At 61.8% G+C, this 15,994-nt stretch carries 16 protein-coding genes; 6 read left to right on the top strand and 10 right to left on the bottom strand.

The genetic code is table 11. The features are described from left to right. Window positions 1-210: 210 nt before the first annotated feature. Window positions 211-837 (top strand): response regulator transcription factor, encoded by a 627-nt coding sequence (locus BM382_RS08880; RefSeq protein ID WP_011063106.1) that lies wholly within the window; start codon window positions 211-213, stop codon window positions 835-837. Window positions 838-984: 147 nt separating this feature from the next. On the opposite strand, the gene BM382_RS08885 is transcribed toward BM382_RS08880, so the two are convergent. The 8 genes from BM382_RS08885 to metG form a co-directional block, all read right to left on the bottom strand. After that, a complete protein-coding gene (locus BM382_RS08885) occupies window positions 985-1,164 on the bottom strand; it encodes a PA3496 family putative envelope integrity protein (RefSeq protein WP_011063105.1) in 180 nt (59 codons plus the stop codon). 107 nt (window positions 1,165-1,271) lie between these two features. Continuing rightward, window positions 1,272-1,910, bottom strand: a complete 639-nt coding sequence (gene nth, locus BM382_RS08890; RefSeq protein WP_072442640.1) for an endonuclease III — start codon at window positions 1,908-1,910, stop codon at window positions 1,272-1,274. Between the two features lie 7 nt (window positions 1,911-1,917). Then, window positions 1,918-2,514: an Rnf-Nqr domain containing protein gene (locus BM382_RS08895; RefSeq protein WP_072442642.1), complete on the bottom strand. Its 597-nt coding sequence runs from the start codon at window positions 2,512-2,514 to the stop codon at window positions 1,918-1,920. Further along, window positions 2,507-3,118: an RnfABCDGE type electron transport complex subunit G gene (locus BM382_RS08900; RefSeq protein ID WP_065365280.1), complete on the bottom strand. Its 612-nt coding sequence runs from the start codon at window positions 3,116-3,118 to the stop codon at window positions 2,507-2,509. The genes BM382_RS08895 and BM382_RS08900 overlap by 8 nt, the downstream gene beginning before the upstream one ends. Continuing rightward, window positions 3,115-4,107: an RnfABCDGE type electron transport complex subunit D gene (locus BM382_RS08905; protein WP_072442644.1), complete on the bottom strand. Its 993-nt coding sequence runs from the start codon at window positions 4,105-4,107 to the stop codon at window positions 3,115-3,117. Before BM382_RS08905 ends, BM382_RS08900 begins: the two co-directional genes overlap by 4 nt. Continuing rightward, complete coding sequence (locus BM382_RS08910) at window positions 4,094-5,299, bottom strand: RnfABCDGE type electron transport complex subunit B (protein WP_072442646.1); 1,206 nt, start codon at window positions 5,297-5,299, stop codon at window positions 4,094-4,096. The genes BM382_RS08905 and BM382_RS08910 overlap by 14 nt, the downstream gene beginning before the upstream one ends. Further along, window positions 5,296-5,877 carry an Rnf-Nqr domain containing protein gene (locus tag BM382_RS08915; RefSeq protein ID WP_072442943.1) on the bottom strand — a complete coding sequence of 194 codons (582 nt, stop codon included), beginning with the start codon at window positions 5,875-5,877 and terminating at the stop codon, window positions 5,296-5,298. Before BM382_RS08915 ends, BM382_RS08910 begins: the two co-directional genes overlap by 4 nt. 130 nt (window positions 5,878-6,007) lie before the next feature. Beyond that, window positions 6,008-8,053, bottom strand: a complete 2,046-nt coding sequence (metG, locus tag BM382_RS08920; protein WP_072442648.1) for a methionine--tRNA ligase — start codon at window positions 8,051-8,053, stop codon at window positions 6,008-6,010. A 162-nt stretch (window positions 8,054-8,215) separates the two neighbouring features. Between metG and apbC the strand changes: the two genes are divergently transcribed. Beyond that, window positions 8,216-9,310 carry an iron-sulfur cluster carrier protein ApbC gene (apbC, locus tag BM382_RS08925; protein WP_011063097.1) on the top strand — a complete coding sequence of 365 codons (1,095 nt, stop codon included), beginning with the start codon at window positions 8,216-8,218 and terminating at the stop codon, window positions 9,308-9,310. 63 nt (window positions 9,311-9,373) lie between these two features. Here the strand turns inward: apbC and BM382_RS08930 are convergent, their stop codons facing one another. Beyond that, on the bottom strand, window positions 9,374-10,132 hold the full coding sequence (locus BM382_RS08930; RefSeq protein ID WP_011063096.1) for an SDR family oxidoreductase: 759 nt from the start codon (window positions 10,130-10,132) through the stop codon (window positions 9,374-9,376). A 164-nt stretch (window positions 10,133-10,296) separates the two neighbouring features. Here BM382_RS08930 and BM382_RS08935 point away from each other — a divergent pair, with 164 nt between their 5' ends. The 4 genes from BM382_RS08935 (at window position 10,297) to groL (ending at window position 13,810) form a co-directional block, all read left to right on the top strand. Next, on the top strand, window positions 10,297-11,028 hold the full coding sequence (locus BM382_RS08935; protein ID WP_072442650.1) for a HugZ family pyridoxamine 5'-phosphate oxidase: 732 nt from the start codon (window positions 10,297-10,299) through the stop codon (window positions 11,026-11,028). 66 nt (window positions 11,029-11,094) lie between these two features. Next, window positions 11,095-11,571 (top strand): FxsA family protein, encoded by a 477-nt coding sequence (locus BM382_RS08940; protein ID WP_011063094.1) that lies wholly within the window; start codon window positions 11,095-11,097, stop codon window positions 11,569-11,571. A gap of 252 nt (window positions 11,572-11,823) precedes the next feature. Next, complete coding sequence (locus BM382_RS08945) at window positions 11,824-12,117, top strand: co-chaperone GroES (RefSeq protein ID WP_011063093.1); 294 nt, start codon at window positions 11,824-11,826, stop codon at window positions 12,115-12,117. Between the two features lie 49 nt (window positions 12,118-12,166). After that, window positions 12,167-13,810: a chaperonin GroEL gene (gene groL / locus BM382_RS08950; RefSeq protein WP_011063092.1), complete on the top strand. Its 1,644-nt coding sequence runs from the start codon at window positions 12,167-12,169 to the stop codon at window positions 13,808-13,810. A 141-nt stretch (window positions 13,811-13,951) separates the two neighbouring features. Here the strand turns inward: groL and BM382_RS08955 are convergent, their stop codons facing one another. Beyond that, window positions 13,952-15,901 carry an LTA synthase family protein gene (locus BM382_RS08955; protein WP_072442652.1) on the bottom strand — a complete coding sequence of 650 codons (1,950 nt, stop codon included), beginning with the start codon at window positions 15,899-15,901 and terminating at the stop codon, window positions 13,952-13,954. Window positions 15,902-15,994 lie beyond the last annotated feature (93 nt).

Genomic DNA, 15,994 nt, shown 5'->3' on the forward strand with positions numbered 1-15,994 from the left:
TTATTAGTACGAAAAGTAGCTGATTTGACGATTGATCCTAGGCGGTTTGGATATTGAACCACTTTTATCTAGGTCGTTTTGTAAGGCAATTCGGTATTGTTTGTAAGGATCGTCCTCGTAAGGTCGTAGCCCTCTGTAGCACGGTGTCAGAGTCAATTCTCTGGGGTATTGTGCGGGCTCTAAAAAAACTCTCAGGACTGAGATGGACCTATGAAAAGAGTATTGATCGTGGATGATCACCCTGTTGTCCGTTTGGCTGTGCGCATGTTGATGGAGCGCCATGGCCTTGAAGTAGTAGCGGAAGCAGATAACGGCACGGATGCATTGAAGTTGGCTCTTGAATATGTTCCAGACATCTTGATTCTGGATATTGGAATTCCGCAACTTGATGGGCTCGAAGTTATAAACCGGCTGATGTCCAGGGGTATGTCGATCAAGATTCTGGTATTGACCCTGCAAGTTCCTGGGCCTTTCTCCATGCGCTGCATGCAGGCCGGTGCTGCCGGTTATGTGTGCAAGCAGCAGGACATCACCGAGCTGTTGAGTGCCGTGCGTGCGGTGCTTGCGGGATACAGCTACTTCCCCAACGAGGCCTTGCACACCTTTCGCTCAAGCCAGGGCATCAGCAGTGAGCAGCAGATGATCGAGCTGCTTTCAGGGCGCGAATTGATCGTATTGAAACAACTCACCAACGGCATGAGTAACAAGGAAATTGCCGAGGGGTTGTGCTTGAGCAACAAGACCATCAGTACCTACAAGCGCCGGCTGCTGGCCAAGCTCAATGCTCGTTCACTGGTTGATCTGATCGAGTTCGCTCAACGGCATCGGTTGATATGAGCCTTTAGAGCACGTGCGCATTGAGACGGTGTTGCTGGATGGGCTCGCTTGAGTGCCGACGCAGCCGGTCAGTGGGGGAGGCTGACCGGCCAGATTTGCGGCTGGGCACAGGTACAAAAAAACCTCCATGGGGAGGTTCTTTTGTGACTAGAGGTCAAAGTCGTAATCGGCCAACTGTTTTTGCAGGCGCCGTTCCTCGAGGAGATTGTCGATGGTCCGGCGCTTGCTCAGATTGGTTTTCGCCACTTCGACCACCGGTTCTGCGTCATCTGTTTCAGCTGCGACGAAATCGTCTTCTACGTCCAGTTGTTCTTTGCCAGTACTCATAAGGTCGACTCCAGGCTAGGACTGCCATTGGCGCTCCTTATATCGATATTCTCCTGGCGGGTAAAAAAGATTTTTTCAATCGATCTATCGGCAAAATCAATGCTTGCTCAATCGTCGGAAGTCTTTTGCTTGTATTCGCACAGGTCTTCGATTCGACAGCTGCCACAGCGTGGCTTGCGTGCCAGGCAAACGTAGCGGCCGTGGAGGATCAGCCAGTGATGGGAGTCCAGCAGAAACTCCTTGGGCACGAACTTCATGAGTTTCTTTTCGACCTCGACCACGTTCTTTCCCGGGGCCAGCCCGGTTCGGTTGCTGACCCGGAAGATATGGGTGTCCACCGCCATGGTCAGTTGCCGGAAAGCGGTGTTGAGGACCACGTTGGCGGTCTTGCGGCCCACCCCGGGCAGAGCCTCCAGCTCTTCCCGGGTCTGTGGCACTTCGCTGTTATGGCGTTCCACCAGCAGGCGACAGGTCTCGATGACGTTCTTGGCCTTGCTGTTGTACAGGCCGATGGTCTTGATGTATTCGGACAGGCCTTCGACGCCCAGGGCGTAGATTGCCGCTGGGGTGCTGGCTACGGGGAAGAGCCTGGCAGTCGCCTTGTTGACCCCGACGTCGGTCGATTGCGCCGAGAGAATCACCGCGATCAGCAGCTCGAACGGCGAGGAATAGGCCAGCTCGGTTTTCGGTTCGGGGTTGTCTTCGTGTAGCCGGCGAAAGATTTCCAGGCGTTTGGCGGCATTCATGGGTGATTCATTTCCTCGAAGGCGGTCGGTTTAAGGTCCAGGAGCCAGCCCAGGCTCGTTTTGCGGCCAGCAGCGCACCCAGCAGGATAAAACCGCCGGGGGCGAGGGTCAGCAGGCGTAGCCCCCCATGTGGCAGCACGACCCAGCCGCTGCCTGCATCCGGCTGGCCGACAAGCCACCCCAGATGGCTGCCCAGCGTACCAGCGCCCAGCAGCTCGCGCAGGGCACCCAGGCCGATCAGGGCCACACAGAAAGCGCCGGCCAGGCGCAGTCGGTTGCGGTGCTGGAAGAAGCCCGCCTGTTCCAGTACCACGCATTGCAGGGGCAGCAGGCCCAGGTACAGGCTCAATTGCTGGTGCAGCTCATAACTCCAGGCCTGCAGCGCCAGCCACAGGCAACTGCCGAGGCTGGCGCTGAGCAGCAGGCTGGCCAGCCAGTGGTGGCGGGCCTCGATGGGCGGACGCAGCAAGCGCATGCCGGCGCCGTAGAGGCCGATCAGCAATACCCAGGCCAGGGCCAGGCCGATTGCCTTGACCCAGGAGTCCGTAGCCCCGATCAGGGGTGGCAGCATCAGCAGCCCCGGCAATGACAGCGGCTTATTCATGAGGCGTTCCAGGGAGCAGTTGTCCGCGGTGTTCGTCGAAGTAGCGCAAGGCATCATGCAAGGCACTGATCACCGCACGGGAAGTGATGGTGGCGCCGGCAATCTGATCGAACTGCCCGTTGTCCTTTTTCAAGGCCCAGGCGCTGTCGCCCGGATCATTGCGGGATTTTCCTGAAAACCCCTGGAGCCAGGCATTGGGCCAGCTGGCGATACGTGCTCCCAGCCCCGGAGTCTCATCCTGCCGGAGGGTCTTGCTGCCCAACAGGCGCCCCTGGCTGTCGATAGCGATCAGCAACTCGATGGGGCCGGCGTAGCCTGTGACCTGGCTGCGCAGCAGCACGGCGCTGGGCCGGCCATTGCGGGTGGCCAGGTAGCCATCGAGCAGGCGACTGTTGCTCAGTTGCCCATCGGCCAAGGGCAATGGCTGGTCCAGGGGCTGGTTGTCATAGCTGCCGGCGGGCAGCACATCCAACAGCTTGCGTGCCTGCAAGGCCCGTTGTTCGGCTTCTATGCGTGGAGTGGCGGCATATTGCAGCCACAGGGTGGCACCGATGCCCAGGGAGCCGAGCAGCATCAGCAGCAACAGGCTGCGAGCCCCTTTCATGAGGGGCGCTCCAGCGGTTTTTCGGAGCTCAGGCGCTCCAGGGCCGGTACCGCCAGGTTCATCAGCAGCACGGCGAATGCGAGCCCGTCGGGGTAGCCACCCCAGGTGCGGATCAGGTAGGTGAGCAGGCCAACGCCAACGCCAAACAGCAGTCGGGCCTTGGCGGCCTTGGGGCCGGATACCGGCTCGGTGACGATAAAGAACGCGCCGAGCATGCTGGCGCCGCTGAGCAGGTGGAACAGCGGCGAACCGTGGGAGTCGGAGCCGCTGCCGTTCCAGCACAGCAGGCTGATCAGCAGCAGGCTGCCAAGCATGCCCACGGGCGCTTGCCAGCCGATGACCCGCTGTTGCAGCAGAAACAGGCCGCCAGCCAGAAATCCAAGGTTGACCCACTCGGCACCACGGCCGCCGAAGTGACCGAAGGCGGGGTTGCCGGCAAAGAGTTCATCGACGGTCAGGCTCTTGTTGATCCGCAGGCTGTCCAGCGCCGTGGCCTGGGCCCAGGCGTCCGGGGGCGGGTTGCCTCCCAGGCCGAATACCTGCTGCAGCCCGCCGAGCAGGTCCAGGGCATGGGGCGCGGGCCAGTGAGTCATGGATTGCGGGAAGCACAGCAGGGCCAGTGCATAACCCAACATCGCCGGGTTGAAGGGGTTCTGGCCGACACCGCCGTACACCTGCTTGCCCAAGAGCACGGCGCTGGCAGCAGCGCTCAGCGGCAGCCACCAGGGGCAATAGGGTGGCAGGGCCAGGGCCAGCAAGGTGGCACTGACCAGCGCACTGCCATCGCTGAGGGCAGGTTGCAGGGGACGCCGCCGCAGGAACAGCACCAAGGCTTCCATGGCCAGGGCCCCACTGGCTGCCAGCAGTAGATTCAGCAGTGGCCCCCAGGCATACAACCACAGCAGTACCAGCAGCCCCGGCAGCGTGGCCAGCAGCACGCGCTGCATGGCCTGGCGCAGGCGCGGGTCGACTGTTTCAGGGCACGTCATGGGCGTTTACCTGGCGCTCGGCTTCGCTCAGGCGGGCTTGGGCCTGGGCCAGTTGTTCGCTGCTGGTATCGGTCTGGCGTTGCAGTTTGCTCAGTTCGGCTCGGGCGTAGGCCAGTTCGGTCTTCAGTTGTCGCAGTTGTGGGGCGATCGGGCGTTTCTCGATCCGCTCCAGTACTGGTGCCGGTTTGCCACTGGCGTCTTCTGCGGCGTGCAGCGCCTGTTCGGCCGCCGCCAGGGCCGCGGCCAGGGTTTGCAGTTCGGCTTCGGGGGCTGCTGCGGCCTGGGCCTTTTTCAGTTCGGCGCGGCGCATCGCCAACTGGATCTTGGCTCGCTTTAGGTCGGCATCCCGGGCCACCGGCGCGGTCGGTGTAAGCGCCTGGGTTTCCAGTTGGGCCAGTGCCTGCTCGGCCACTTCGAACTGGCGCTGCAGGACGATCAACTGCGATTGCTGCTCGAAGGTCGGCGGATGACCGAAGGCCTTGAGGGATTTGTGCAATTGCGCGCGACTCATGGCCAGCTCGATCTTGGCCTTTTTCAAGGCGGCATCGGCCGCCGCGGCTTTCTGTGCGCGGACCCGCTCGATAGCCGACTGAACCGGATCCTGGCTGGCGTCGCTGGCCTGGGTGGCGCGCTGGGCCCTGGCCTGACGTTCGGCCAGGCGCCGGGCCTCTTCGCGCTGCAAGCGATCATTGCGCTGCTCGAAGCGGCGCCGGGCGTGATCGCGTTTGGCGGCGCGAGCCTGCAACTGCTCGGGGCTGCTGGCCAGGCCGCCGACAATGGGCAGCACTCGGGCCATGGGCAACGGCAGCATGTCGATGCAATCCACCGGGCAGGGCGCCACACAGAGGTCGCAGCCGGTGCATTCGTCGATCAATACGCTGTGCATGAGCTTCGCCGCGCCGACGATGGCGTCTACCGGGCAGGCCTGGATGCACTTGGTGCAGCCGATGCATTCGGCTTCGCGGATTTGGGCGATCTGCGCCGGGGCTTCGCCACGGCTGTGGTCCAGTTCTACCACCGGCAGCTGGAGCAGTTGTGCCAGGCCGGCGATGGTTTCCTGGCCCCCTGGCGGACACTTGTTGATGGCCTCGCCACTGGCGATGCCCTGGGCGTAGGGTTTGCATCCGGCGTGGCCGCACTTGCCGCATTGGGTCTGGGGCAGAAGGGCGTCGATGCGTTGAATCAGACTCATGTCTTGAGCAGTCCGTTGAAGCCGAAAAACGCCACTGCCAGCAGGCCGGCGCTGATCAGGTCGATCGGCAGGCCTTGCCAGGGCAGGGGAATATCGTTGGTGGAAATACGCTGGCGCAGGTCATTGAACAGGCTCAGTACCAACCAGAAGCCCAGCCCGGCACCCAGGCTCATGGCGCCGAGGGTCGCCAGCCCAAGGTTTTCCCCGCTGGCGATCAACAGCAGGCCGAGCATCCCGGCATTGGCCAGCAACAAGGGCCAGAGGCCATCGAATGGCAAACCGGGCAGGGCCCGGGGCAGCCAGTGTAGCGCCGGCCTGATCAGCAGCACACTCAGGGACAGCCAGGCAAACAGCTGCAAGGACTGCAGCCCCCAGGGCACCAGCACGCCACGATAGAGGACATGGCCGAGTACGCAACTGACCAGCATCAAGACCGTCGTTGCCAGGCCCAGCGCATGGATCCGAAGCCGAGCGCTATCGGCTGGGGCCTGCAGCAGCGGGTCGACACCCAGCGGCCACTGCAACACGAAGTTGTTGATCAGGGCAGTGCTGACAAGGGCGAGGAGGAAGTCGGTCATGGTCGGGGCCGGTACGGGCAGGCTGTCCTTCAAGAGTAGGCAAACTCCAGCGTCGGCGCAGGGCCCGCCAGATATGCAAATCCCCCCGCTGCGCCGGGCGCAACGGGGGGATGGGGTCCAGCCTGCAGCCTTACTTGATCCGCTGGCCGGGCTTGGCGCCGCTGTCCGGGCTCAGCAGGTAGATTTCTTCACCGCCAGGGCCGGCAGCCATCACCATGCCTTCGGAGATGCCGAACTTCATTTTCCGTGGCTTGAGGTTGGCGATCATCATGGTCAGGCGGCCATCGAGCTTGGACGGATCAGGGTAGGCGCTCTTGATGCCGGAGAACACGTTGCGCTGTTCGTCGCCGATATCCAGGGTCAGGCGCAGCAGCTTGTCGGCACCCTCCACGGCTTCGGCCTTGACGATCAGGGCGACACGCAGGTCGATGGCGGCAAAGGCATCGAAGTCGATTTCCGCGGACAGCGGGTCCTTCACCAGTTCACCGTTGCCTTTAGGGCCACCGGTGTCGGTCTGGCTGGCGGCCAGGTCTTCCTTGGAGGCATCGGTCATGGCTTGCACTTTTACCGGGTCGATCCGCGTCATCAGCGGCTTGAATTCGTTGAGCTGATGGTTGGCCAGCAGTTGCTGGTGGTCGTTCCAGGTCAGCGGGGCCACGTTGAGGAAGGCCTCGGCATCGGCAGCCAGCAGTGGCAGCACCGGTTTGAGGAAGATCACCAACCGGCGGAACAGGTTGATGCCAGTGGCGCAGATGGCCTGGACTTCATCCTGCTTGCCTTCCTGCTTGTTCAGCGACCATGGAGCCTTGTCGGCGATCCAGGCGTTGGCGCGGTCGGCCAGGCCCATGATCTCGCGCATGGCCCGGGCGAAGTCACGGGCTTCATAGGCGTCGGCGATGCTTGGCGCCGCGGCCAGGAAAGCCTCGGTCAGCTCGGGGGCGGCATTGCTGTCCACCATCACCCCGGCATTGCCCTTGTGGATGAAGCCGGCGCAACGGCTGGCGATGTTCACCACCTTGCCCACCAGGTCGGAGTTGACCTTCTGCACGAAGTCTTCGAGGTTCAGGTCCAGGTCGTCGACACCACGGCCCAGCTTGGACGCGTAGTAGTAGCGCAGGTATTCCGGCGACAGGTGCTCCAGGTAGGTGCGGGCCTTGATGAAGGTGCCACGGGACTTGGACATCTTCTGGCCATTGACCGTCAGGTAGCCGTGGACGTTGATGCCGGTCGGCTTGCGATAGCCGGCGCCTTCGAGCATGGCGGGCCAGAACAGGGCGTGGAAGTTGACGATGTCCTTGCCGATGAAGTGATACAGCTCGGCGGTGGAGTCCTTGCCCCAGAAGGCGTCGAAATCCAGTTCCGGACGACGGCTGCAGAGGTTCTTGAAGCTGGCCATGTAGCCGATCGGCGCGTCCAGCCACACATAGAAGTACTTGCCCGGCTCATCCGGGATCTCGAAGCCGAAGTACGGTGCATCGCGGGAGATGTCCCACTGCTGCAGGCCGGCGTCCAGCCACTCGGCGATCTTGTTGGCCACGGCGTCCTGCAGGGTGCCGCTGCGGGTCCAGCTCTGCAGCATCTGCTGGAAGTCCGGCAGCTTGAAGAAGAAGTGCTGGGAGTCCTTGAGCACCGGAGTGGCGCCGGAGATCGCCGACTTAGGATCCTTCAGGTCGGTCGGGGCATAGGTGGCACCGCATTTTTCGCAGTTGTCGCCGTACTGGTCCTCGGTGCCGCATTTCGGGCAGGTGCCCTTGATGAAGCGGTCGGCCAGGAACATTTTCTTTTCCGGGTCGAAATACTGGGTGATGGAGCGCGTGGCGATGTGCCCGGCGTCCCGCAGCTTGAGGTAGATCTGGCTCGACAGCTCACGGTTTTCTTCAGCGTGAGTGGAGTGGAAGTTGTCGAAATCCACCAGGAACTCGGCAAAGTCGGCGCAGTGTTCAGCCTGCACGTTGGCGATCAACTGCTCCGGGGTGATGCCTTCCTTCTCCGCGCGCAACATGATGGCCGAGCCGTGTGCGTCGTCCGCGCAGACATAGATGCATTGGTTGCCGCGTAGCTTCTGGAAGCGCACCCACATGTCGGTCTGGATGTACTCAAGCATGTGGCCAAGGTGGATGGAACCATTGGCATAGGGCAGGGCGCTGGTGACGAGGATCTTGCGTGGCTCGGACATGGGGCTCGGCTACTTGATGAAACGGAGGTCGGCCACTATAAAGCGCCGGAGCGGAATTTTCACCCTTCCAGGCACATTGTGCGCAGCAAGCTTTCTCGCCACGAAGGAGTCGGCGGCGTAGGATAGCCGGCTGATTTTCCTGTCTTGTTATCGGAGTTGCCCATGAGCGCCGTCAATCGCGCAGCGGTGGAAGCCGTCCTTCGTCAATACACCGACCCTTACCTGAACCAGGACCCGGTCAGCGCCGGCTGCGTGCGGGACATCGAGGTCCAGGGCGACCGGGTCACGGTCCGCATGGAACTGGGTTATGCCGCCGGCCTGTTCAAGAGTGGCTGGGCGCAGATGCTGCAACTGGCCATCGAGGGCCTGGACGGCGTGAGCTCGGCCAAGGTCGAGATCAGCAGCGTCATTGCCGCGCACAAGGCCCAGGCGCAGATCCCGGGCCTGGCCAACGTCAAGAACGTGGTGGCGGTGGCTTCCGGCAAGGGCGGTGTGGGCAAGTCCACCACCGCGGCCAACCTGGCCCTGGCCCTGGCCCGCGAAGGCGCCAAGGTGGGGATTCTCGACGCCGATATCTATGGTCCGAGCCAGGGCATCATGTTCGGCATCGCCGAAGGCACCCGTCCGAAGATCAAGGACCAGAAGTGGTTCGTGCCGATCGAGTCCCACGGCGTGGAGGTCATGTCCATGGCCTTCCTCACCGATGACAACACGCCGATGGTCTGGCGCGGTCCTATGGTCTCCGGGGCCTTGCTGCAACTGGTGACCCAGACCGACTGGGGCAACCTGGACTACCTGGTGATCGACATGCCGCCAGGCACCGGCGACATCCAGCTGACCCTGGCGCAGAAAGTCCCGGTGGCCGGTGCGGTGATCGTCACCACGCCCCAGGACCTGGCTCTGCTGGATGCGCGCAAGGGCGTGGAGATGTTCCGCAAGGTCAATATCCCGGTGCTGGGCGTGGTGGAGAACATGGCGGTGCACATCTGCTCCAACTGTGGCCATGCCGAGCACCTGTTTGGCGAAGGCGGCGGCGAGAAGCTGGCCAGCCAGTACGACGTCGAGCTGCTGGCCTCGCTACCGCTGTCGATGCTGATCCGCGAGCAGGCCGACGGCGGCAAGCCGACGGTGATCGCCGAGCCGGAAAGCCAGATCGCCATGGTCTACCAGGAGTTGGCGCGGCATGTGGGCGCGCGCATCGTCTTGCAAGAAGCGGCCGCCCCGGCGATGCCCAACATCACCATCAGCGACGACTGAAGCCCCAGGCGAGTGAGTCATGTAGGAGCCGGCAAGCCGGCTCCTACCGTTGCGACGGCAGGATCAGACCCGCAGGCCGCCGTCCATTTCCAGGATGCGCCCGGTGTAGTAGTCGTTCTCGAAGATATAGGCCGCCGAGTGGGCGATCTCTTCCGGCTTGCCCATGCGCTTGAGGGGAATACCGGCGGTCATCTTTTCCAGGGCCTCGGGTTTCATGCCCAGGGTCATCTCGGTTTCGATAAAGCCCGGGGCAATGCCCGCCACGCGGATACCGTAACGCGCGAGCTCCTTGGCCCAGGTGACCGTGGCTGCCGCGACCCCGGCCTTGGCCGCGGAATAGTTGGTCTGGCCGATATTGCCGGCGCGGGAGATCGAAGAAATGTTGATGATCGCGCCGTTGTTTCCGAGCTCGATCATCTTCGCCGCCACTTCCCGGGTACAGAGGAAGACCCCGGTCAGGTTGACGTCGATCACCGCCTGCCACTGGGCCAGGCTCATCTTGGTCATCTGGCCGTCCTTGACCTTGACCAGCAGGCCGTCGCGCAGGATCCCGGCGTTGTTGATCAGGCCGTGGATGGCGCCAAAGTCCTCGGCGACCTGGGCCACCATGTGGTTCACCTGCTCTTCATCGGCGACGTTGCACAGGTAGGCACGGGCTTCGACGCCGTGGGTCTTGCACGCCGCGACAGCCTGGTCGAGCTTTTCCTGGTTCAGATCGACCAATGCCAGCCGCGCGCCCCTGGCTGCGAAATACTCAGCCATGGAGCGGCCCAGACCTTGGCAACCGCCGGTGATAATGATTACTTTGTCAGTGAGTTGCATTCGCATGTCCCGCTAGCTGGTCTTGAGGGGAGTCCTTTTCGGGAACCCTCGCTCGGCTGCCGGACCTGGCCTGGCTGCAGATGAGAATTGCCCTGTTGGCGTAGCTGGAACAATGCTCCAGGCGCCCGTCCGTTTTCGACGGATTCTATATAAGGAGTCATAAAGTGAGCGTTGAAGCTGCCAAGAATGCACGAGAACTGCTGCTCAAGGAATATCGCGGGGTGCTGTCCACTCACTCCAAGGCCATGCCGGGATTTCCCTTCGGGTCCGGGGTGCCCTATTGCCTGGACGCCGAGGGCCGGCCGCTGATCCTGATCAGCCGTATCGCCCAGCACACCCACAACCTGCTGAAGGATCCCAAGTGCTCGCTGCTGGTGGGTGAGCGCGATGCCGATGACGTGCAGGCAGTCGGTCGCCTGACCTACCTGGCCGAGGCTGAGAAGCTCGAGGACGAGGCCGCCATCGACGCCGCAGCCGAGCGTTACTACCGTTACTTTCCCGAGTCGCAGAACTACCACAAGGCCCATGACTTCGATTTCTGGGTGCTCAAGCCGGTACGCCACCGCTACATCGGCGGCTTCGGGGCGATCCACTGGGTCGACCAACTGACCCTGGCCAACCCCTTCGCCGGAAAGGCCGAGCTGAGCATGGTGGAACACATGAACAGCGACCATGCCAAGGTCATTGCCCACTATGTCCAGTTGACCGGGTTGCCGGACAACGCGCCGGCGCAGATGGCCGGGATCGATACCGAAGGCATGCACCTGCGCATCGGCCAGGCGTTGTATTGGCTGCCCTTCCAGGCGCCTTGCAATACGCCGACACAAGTACGCGAGGCCCTGGTTTTCCTGGCCCGAGCTGATCAATGGCCGAAAAATCCGCCCCTGGGTGCTTGAATTCACGAATTGGCGACGTCATTTACGGTCTACTGGAAGGCATTCTTCCGCAGAGGAAACCATTTGATGCGCCCTTTTCTGTTGCTCTTTTTACTTTTCCCGGTGCTCGAGCTGTTCGTCTTCGTCAAGGTCAGCGCGGCCATCGGGTTTTTCCCGGCGCTGCTGCTGATCATTCTCGGTTCGATGCTCGGTGTGCTGGTGTTGCGCGTGGCCGGTCTGGCCACGGCACTGCGTGCCCGTGAAAGCCTCAATCGCGGTGAGCTGCCGGCCCAGCAAATGCTCGAGGGCCTGATGCTGGCCCTGGGTGGTGGTTTGCTGATCCTGCCGGGTTTCATCAGCGATGTGTTCGGCCTGCTGATGCTGTTGCCGATCAGCCGTCGCCTGCTGGCCAATAAAATGCGTCAGCGTGCCGAGGAGCAGGCCCTGCGCCAGCGCGCCTTTGCCGACGACATGCGTGCCGCCCGTGGCGGCCCTGCGCCCCAGCAGCCGCTGGGCCGCGAGCCCAACGTGATCGAAGGCGAATTCGAGCACCGCGACTCCTGAGTCAGAAGCTCACGTCTCACGGCACCTTCGGGTGCCGTGTTCGTTTTGGCGCCAGCGATGTAAAAAATTTCATCGGCCAGCCCTTGTAATAACCTTATGCGCCCTTATGTAACGGTCACCGCAAGGTTTCTGGTGCTGACACCAGACAGACTTCCGCGGCTCGCTTGTCGAGCCGCACCCGGCAAAGCCGGATTTGCTAACCCGCCGGTATCGACACCGGCCGTTGAAAACCACAATTAGGAGAGATCGACAATGAAGCTTCGTCCTCTGCATGACCGCGTCGTCATCCGTCGCAGCGAAGAAGAATCGAAAACTGCCGGCGGTATCGTTCTGCCTGGTTCGGCTGCTGAAAAACCTAACCGTGGCGAAATCGTCGCTGTAGGTACCGGCCGTGTGCTGGACAACGGTGAAGTACGTGCGCTGGCCGTGAAAGTGGGTGACAAAGTGGTGTTTGGCCCGTACTCCGGCAGCAACACCGTGAAAGTCGATGGCGAAGATCTGCTGGTAATGGCCGAGAACGAGATTCTCGCTGTTATCGAAGGCTGATTTCCCGCGTATTTTCCCGCTACTACACAGTATTTAAGGAATATCGATCATGGCTGCTAAAGAAGTTAAATTCGGCGATTCCGCCCGCAAGAAAATGCTCACTGGTGTCAACGTTCTGGCTGACGCAGTAAAAGCGACCCTGGGCCCGAAAGGCCGTAACGTGATCATCGAGAAGAGCTTCGGCGCTCCGACCATCACCAAGGACGGCGTTTCCGTTGCCAAAGAAATCGAGCTGAAAGATCGCTTCGAAAACATGGGCGCGCAGCTGGTCAAAGACGTTGCCTCCCGTGCCAACGATGACGCTGGCGACGGCACCACCACCGCTACCGTTCTGGCTCAGTCGATCGTCAACGAAGGCCTGAAAGCCGTCGCTGCCGGCATGAACCCGATGGACCTGAAACGCGGTATCGACAAGGCGACCATCGCCATCGTCAAAGAACTGAAGGGTCTGTCCAAGCCATGCGCTGACTCCAAGGCCATCGCTCAGGTCGGCACCATCTCCGCCAACTCCGACAACTCCATCGGCGACATCATTGCCGAAGCGATGGAAAAAGTCGGTAAAGAAGGCGTGATCACCGTTGAAGAAGGCTCGGGCCTGGAAAACGAACTGTCTGTCGTAGAAGGCATGCAATTCGACCGCGGCTACCTGTCCCCTTACTTCATCAACAAGCCGGACACCATGGTCGCCGAACTCGACGGCCCGCTGATCCTGCTGGTGGACAAGAAGATCTCCAACATCCGCGAAATGCTGCCAGTGCTGGAAGCCGTTGCCAAAGCCGGCCGCCCACTGCTGATCGTGGCTGAAGACGTTGAAGGCGAAGCCCTGGCGACTCTGGTTGTGAACAACATGCGTGGCATCGTCAAAGTCGCTGCCGTCAAGGCACCTGGCTTCGGCGACCGTCGCAAGGCCATGCTGCAGGACATCGCCGTTCTGACCGGCGGTACCGTCATCTCCGAAGAGATCGGCCTGAGCCTGGAAAGCACCACCCTGGAGCACCTGGGTAACGCCAAGCGCGTGATCCTGTCCAAAGAAAACACCACCATCATCGACGGTGCTGGCGTTGAAGCGGACATCCAGGCTCGCGTGACTCAGATCCGTCAACAAGTCGCCGACACTTCGTCCGACTACGACCGTGAAAAACTGCAAGAGCGTCTGGCCAAGCTGTCCGGCGGCGTTGCAGTGATCAAGGTTGGCGCTGGTTCCGAAGTTGAAATGAAAGAGAAGAAGGCCCGCGTTGAAGACGCCCTGCACGCTACCCGTGCAGCCGTTGAAGAAGGCGTGGTACCTGGCGGTGGCGTAGCCCTGATCCGTGCTCTGCAAGGCATCAACGACCTGAAAGGCGACAACGCCGACCAGGACGTGGGTATCGCTGTACTGCGTCGCGCTATCGAAGCTCCACTGCGCCAGATCGTTGCCAACTCCGGTGACGAGCCAAGCGTTGTCGTGGACAAGGTCAAGCAGGGTGCCGGCAACTTCGGCTACAACGCTGCTACCAGCGAATACGGCGACATGATCGAAATGGGCATCCTGGATCCAACCAAGGTAACCCGTTCCGCGCTGCAAGCAGCTTCGTCCATCGGCGGTCTGATCCTGACCACCGAAGCCGCTGTTGCTGAAATCGTGGAAGACAAGCCTGCAGCTGGCGGCATGCCAGACATGGGCGGCATGGGTGGCATGGGCGGCATGATGTAAGCCAGCCTTACCCCTGTACTGAAAAAGCCCCGCCGGTGAAAGCCGGCGGGGCTTTTTTATGCCCCGGATATGGGGGGCGCCTGGATCTTCGCGGGCAAGCCTGCTCCACTTCTGTAGGAGCGGGCTTGCCCGCGAACGACTTCAGCGCTGGCTCAGTTCATCCGCCGCTGCCTTGGGCGCCTTCCAGCCCAGCAATTGCTGCTTGAAGCCATAACTGGCGCTCTGGTAGTAGCTGATGCCGCGCTGGATCAACGGATCGCTGTCCGCTACCCGGGATTCCTGGCTGGCGCCCAGGGCCTGGTCATGCCGGCGCAACCCCTGGCGCGGGCTGAGAATCGCCAGGTCCTGGCCGTCGAACAGGCCCAGGTGCTGATAGTTGCCCACCAGCACCCGGGGAGGCAGGGGGTTGTCCTGCAGCAGGTTGCGTCCGAAGAAGGTCGACTCGTAGTCCAGGTTCAACAGGCCCAGCAGGGTTGGCGCCAGGTCGATCTGGCTGGCCAGCTGTGCATTTTCCCGCGCCGGAATCAACTTGGGCGCATAGATGAACAACGGAATCTGATAGTTGCTGATGGGCAGGTCTTCCTTGCCCGCGCTGCCTGCGGTGTGGTCGGCGACAAACACGAAAATGGTGTTGTCGAACCAGGGCTTCTGGCGGGCTGCCTTGAGGAACTCGCCAATGGCGTAGTCGGTGTATTTGACCGCGCCGTCCCGGCCCTTGCCGGACTTGATGTCGATCCGGCCATCGGGATAGGTGTAAGGGCGATGGTTGGAGGTGGTCATCAGTTGCAACAGGAAGGGCCGCTGCTGTGCGTAGTCGGCGTCCGCCAGCTTCAGGGTCTGGGTGTAAAGATCTTCGTCGGCCATGCCCCAGGCGTTCTTGAAGTGGATCTCGGATTCCTCGACGCTGCTCTGGTCCACCACGCGGTAGCCGTTGCCGCTGAAGAAGGCGTTCATGTTGTCGAAGTAACCCCGGCCGCCATAGACAAACACACTGTCGTAACCCACGGACCGCAGTTGCTGGCCAAGGCTGGCGAAACCACTTTCACGACCGATGCGCTTGACGATGGAGCGCCCCGGGGTGGGGGGAATCGCCAGGGTGATGGCTTCCAGGCCGCGGTCGGTGCGGGTGCCGGTGGCGTAGAAGTTGTTGAAGTACAGGCTCTGTGCGCGCAACGCATCCAGGTTCGGGGTCAGGTTGCGGTCGTCGCCGTTGCTGCCCATGTATTTGGCGCTGAAGCTTTCTATGGTCACCAGGACGATGTTGGGTGTGCGTGGAGCCCCCGGGTTGTCGATGGCGCGCCGGATATCCAGCGGGTCCTTGCCGATGAAGCGAGCATTGGGTTCATTCAGTTCGGCGCGCATCTGGCGGGCCACCACATCGGCGGGCAGGCTGCGATAGAACTGCTGGTAGTCCAGCTCGTTGTTACGAAAGGCGGCAAAGAACTGATAGGGGCCGTTGCTCGCCAGTTCGTTCTGATAGGCGTTGCCGCCTTGGCTGCGCGGGCTGTCCTGGCTGAGCAGTTGCAGGCTGGCGCCGACCACCAGCAGCAGGCCGAGGGCACTGAGCAGGCGGCCACGCAGAGGCGGCAAGGGCGCATCCAGCGCAGCCTTCAGGGGCTTGCGCAGGGCCAGGCTCAGGGCGATTGCCGTCAGGGCCAGCAGGCTCATGTACAGGCCGATCGGGTAGGACTCGAGAATGTTGTTGAGAACCTCGTCGGAGTACACCAGGTAATCGACGGCGATGAAGTTGAAGCGCACGCCGAATTCATCCCAGAACAGCCACTCCGCCACGGCCGTGAACAGCATGGCGAACAGGCTCAGGCTGAACAGGCCCTGCAACAGCCAGCGGTGGCCGCGCCGACGCCACAGGGCGGGTGGGCAGAGCACCAGGTACAGGCCCAGGGGCAGGGCGGCATAGGCCAGGAAACCCAGGTCGTAGAGCAGGCCGACGCCAAACAGCGGCAGCCAGCCGCTACCGGCTTCGTCGAGGTGGGTGAGCAGCAAAATGCCGCGGGTCAGCAGGAAAATCGCCAGCCAGGTGCTGGTCAGCAGCAGCACGAATCGCGCCGGAGCTGTCTTGAGAAGATCCATCAGAGGGTGTTCCTTGGGGGCAAATGGCCCGCAGTCTGGGGTTGTCCCTGTAGTCAGCTTGTGAACCGCTGGTGAAAATATTGTTAAGCCCCC

Source organism: Pseudomonas sp. NFPP25 (assembly GCF_900116505.1).
GTDB classification, from domain to species: Bacteria; Pseudomonadota; Gammaproteobacteria; order Pseudomonadales; family Pseudomonadaceae; genus Aquipseudomonas; species Aquipseudomonas protegens.

Bases quoted from the DNA above. Each gene is read 5' to 3' on its own strand.
- BM382_RS08940 (WP_011063094.1), top strand. From the start codon at position 11,095: ATGCGCCCTTTTCTGTTGCTCTTTTTACTTTTCCCGGTGCTCGAGCTG.
- BM382_RS08900 (WP_065365280.1), bottom strand. From the start codon at position 3,118: ATGAAAGGGGCTCGCAGCCTGTTGCTGCTGATGCTGCTCGGCTCCCTG.
- BM382_RS08915 (WP_072442943.1), bottom strand. From the start codon at position 5,877: ATGACCGACTTCCTCCTCGCCCTTGTCAGCACTGCCCTGATCAACAAC.
- BM382_RS08955 (WP_072442652.1), bottom strand. From the start codon at position 15,901: ATGGATCTTCTCAAGACAGCTCCGGCGCGATTCGTGCTGCTGCTGACC.
- metG (WP_072442648.1), bottom strand. From the start codon at position 8,053: ATGTCCGAGCCACGCAAGATCCTCGTCACCAGCGCCCTGCCCTATGCC.
- BM382_RS08905 (WP_072442644.1), bottom strand. From the start codon at position 4,107: ATGACGTGCCCTGAAACAGTCGACCCGCGCCTGCGCCAGGCCATGCAG.
- BM382_RS08945 (WP_011063093.1), top strand. From the start codon at position 11,824: ATGAAGCTTCGTCCTCTGCATGACCGCGTCGTCATCCGTCGCAGCGAA.
- BM382_RS08895 (WP_072442642.1), bottom strand. From the start codon at position 2,514: ATGAATAAGCCGCTGTCATTGCCGGGGCTGCTGATGCTGCCACCCCTG.
- BM382_RS08930 (WP_011063096.1), bottom strand. From the start codon at position 10,132: ATGCAACTCACTGACAAAGTAATCATTATCACCGGCGGTTGCCAAGGT.
- BM382_RS08910 (WP_072442646.1), bottom strand. From the start codon at position 5,299: ATGAGTCTGATTCAACGCATCGACGCCCTTCTGCCCCAGACCCAATGC.
- groL (WP_011063092.1), top strand. From the start codon at position 12,167: ATGGCTGCTAAAGAAGTTAAATTCGGCGATTCCGCCCGCAAGAAAATG.
- BM382_RS08880 (WP_011063106.1), top strand. From the start codon at position 211: ATGAAAAGAGTATTGATCGTGGATGATCACCCTGTTGTCCGTTTGGCT.
- nth (WP_072442640.1), bottom strand. From the start codon at position 1,910: ATGAATGCCGCCAAACGCCTGGAAATCTTTCGCCGGCTACACGAAGAC.
- BM382_RS08885 (WP_011063105.1), bottom strand. From the start codon at position 1,164: ATGAGTACTGGCAAAGAACAACTGGACGTAGAAGACGATTTCGTCGCA.
- apbC (WP_011063097.1), top strand. From the start codon at position 8,216: ATGAGCGCCGTCAATCGCGCAGCGGTGGAAGCCGTCCTTCGTCAATAC.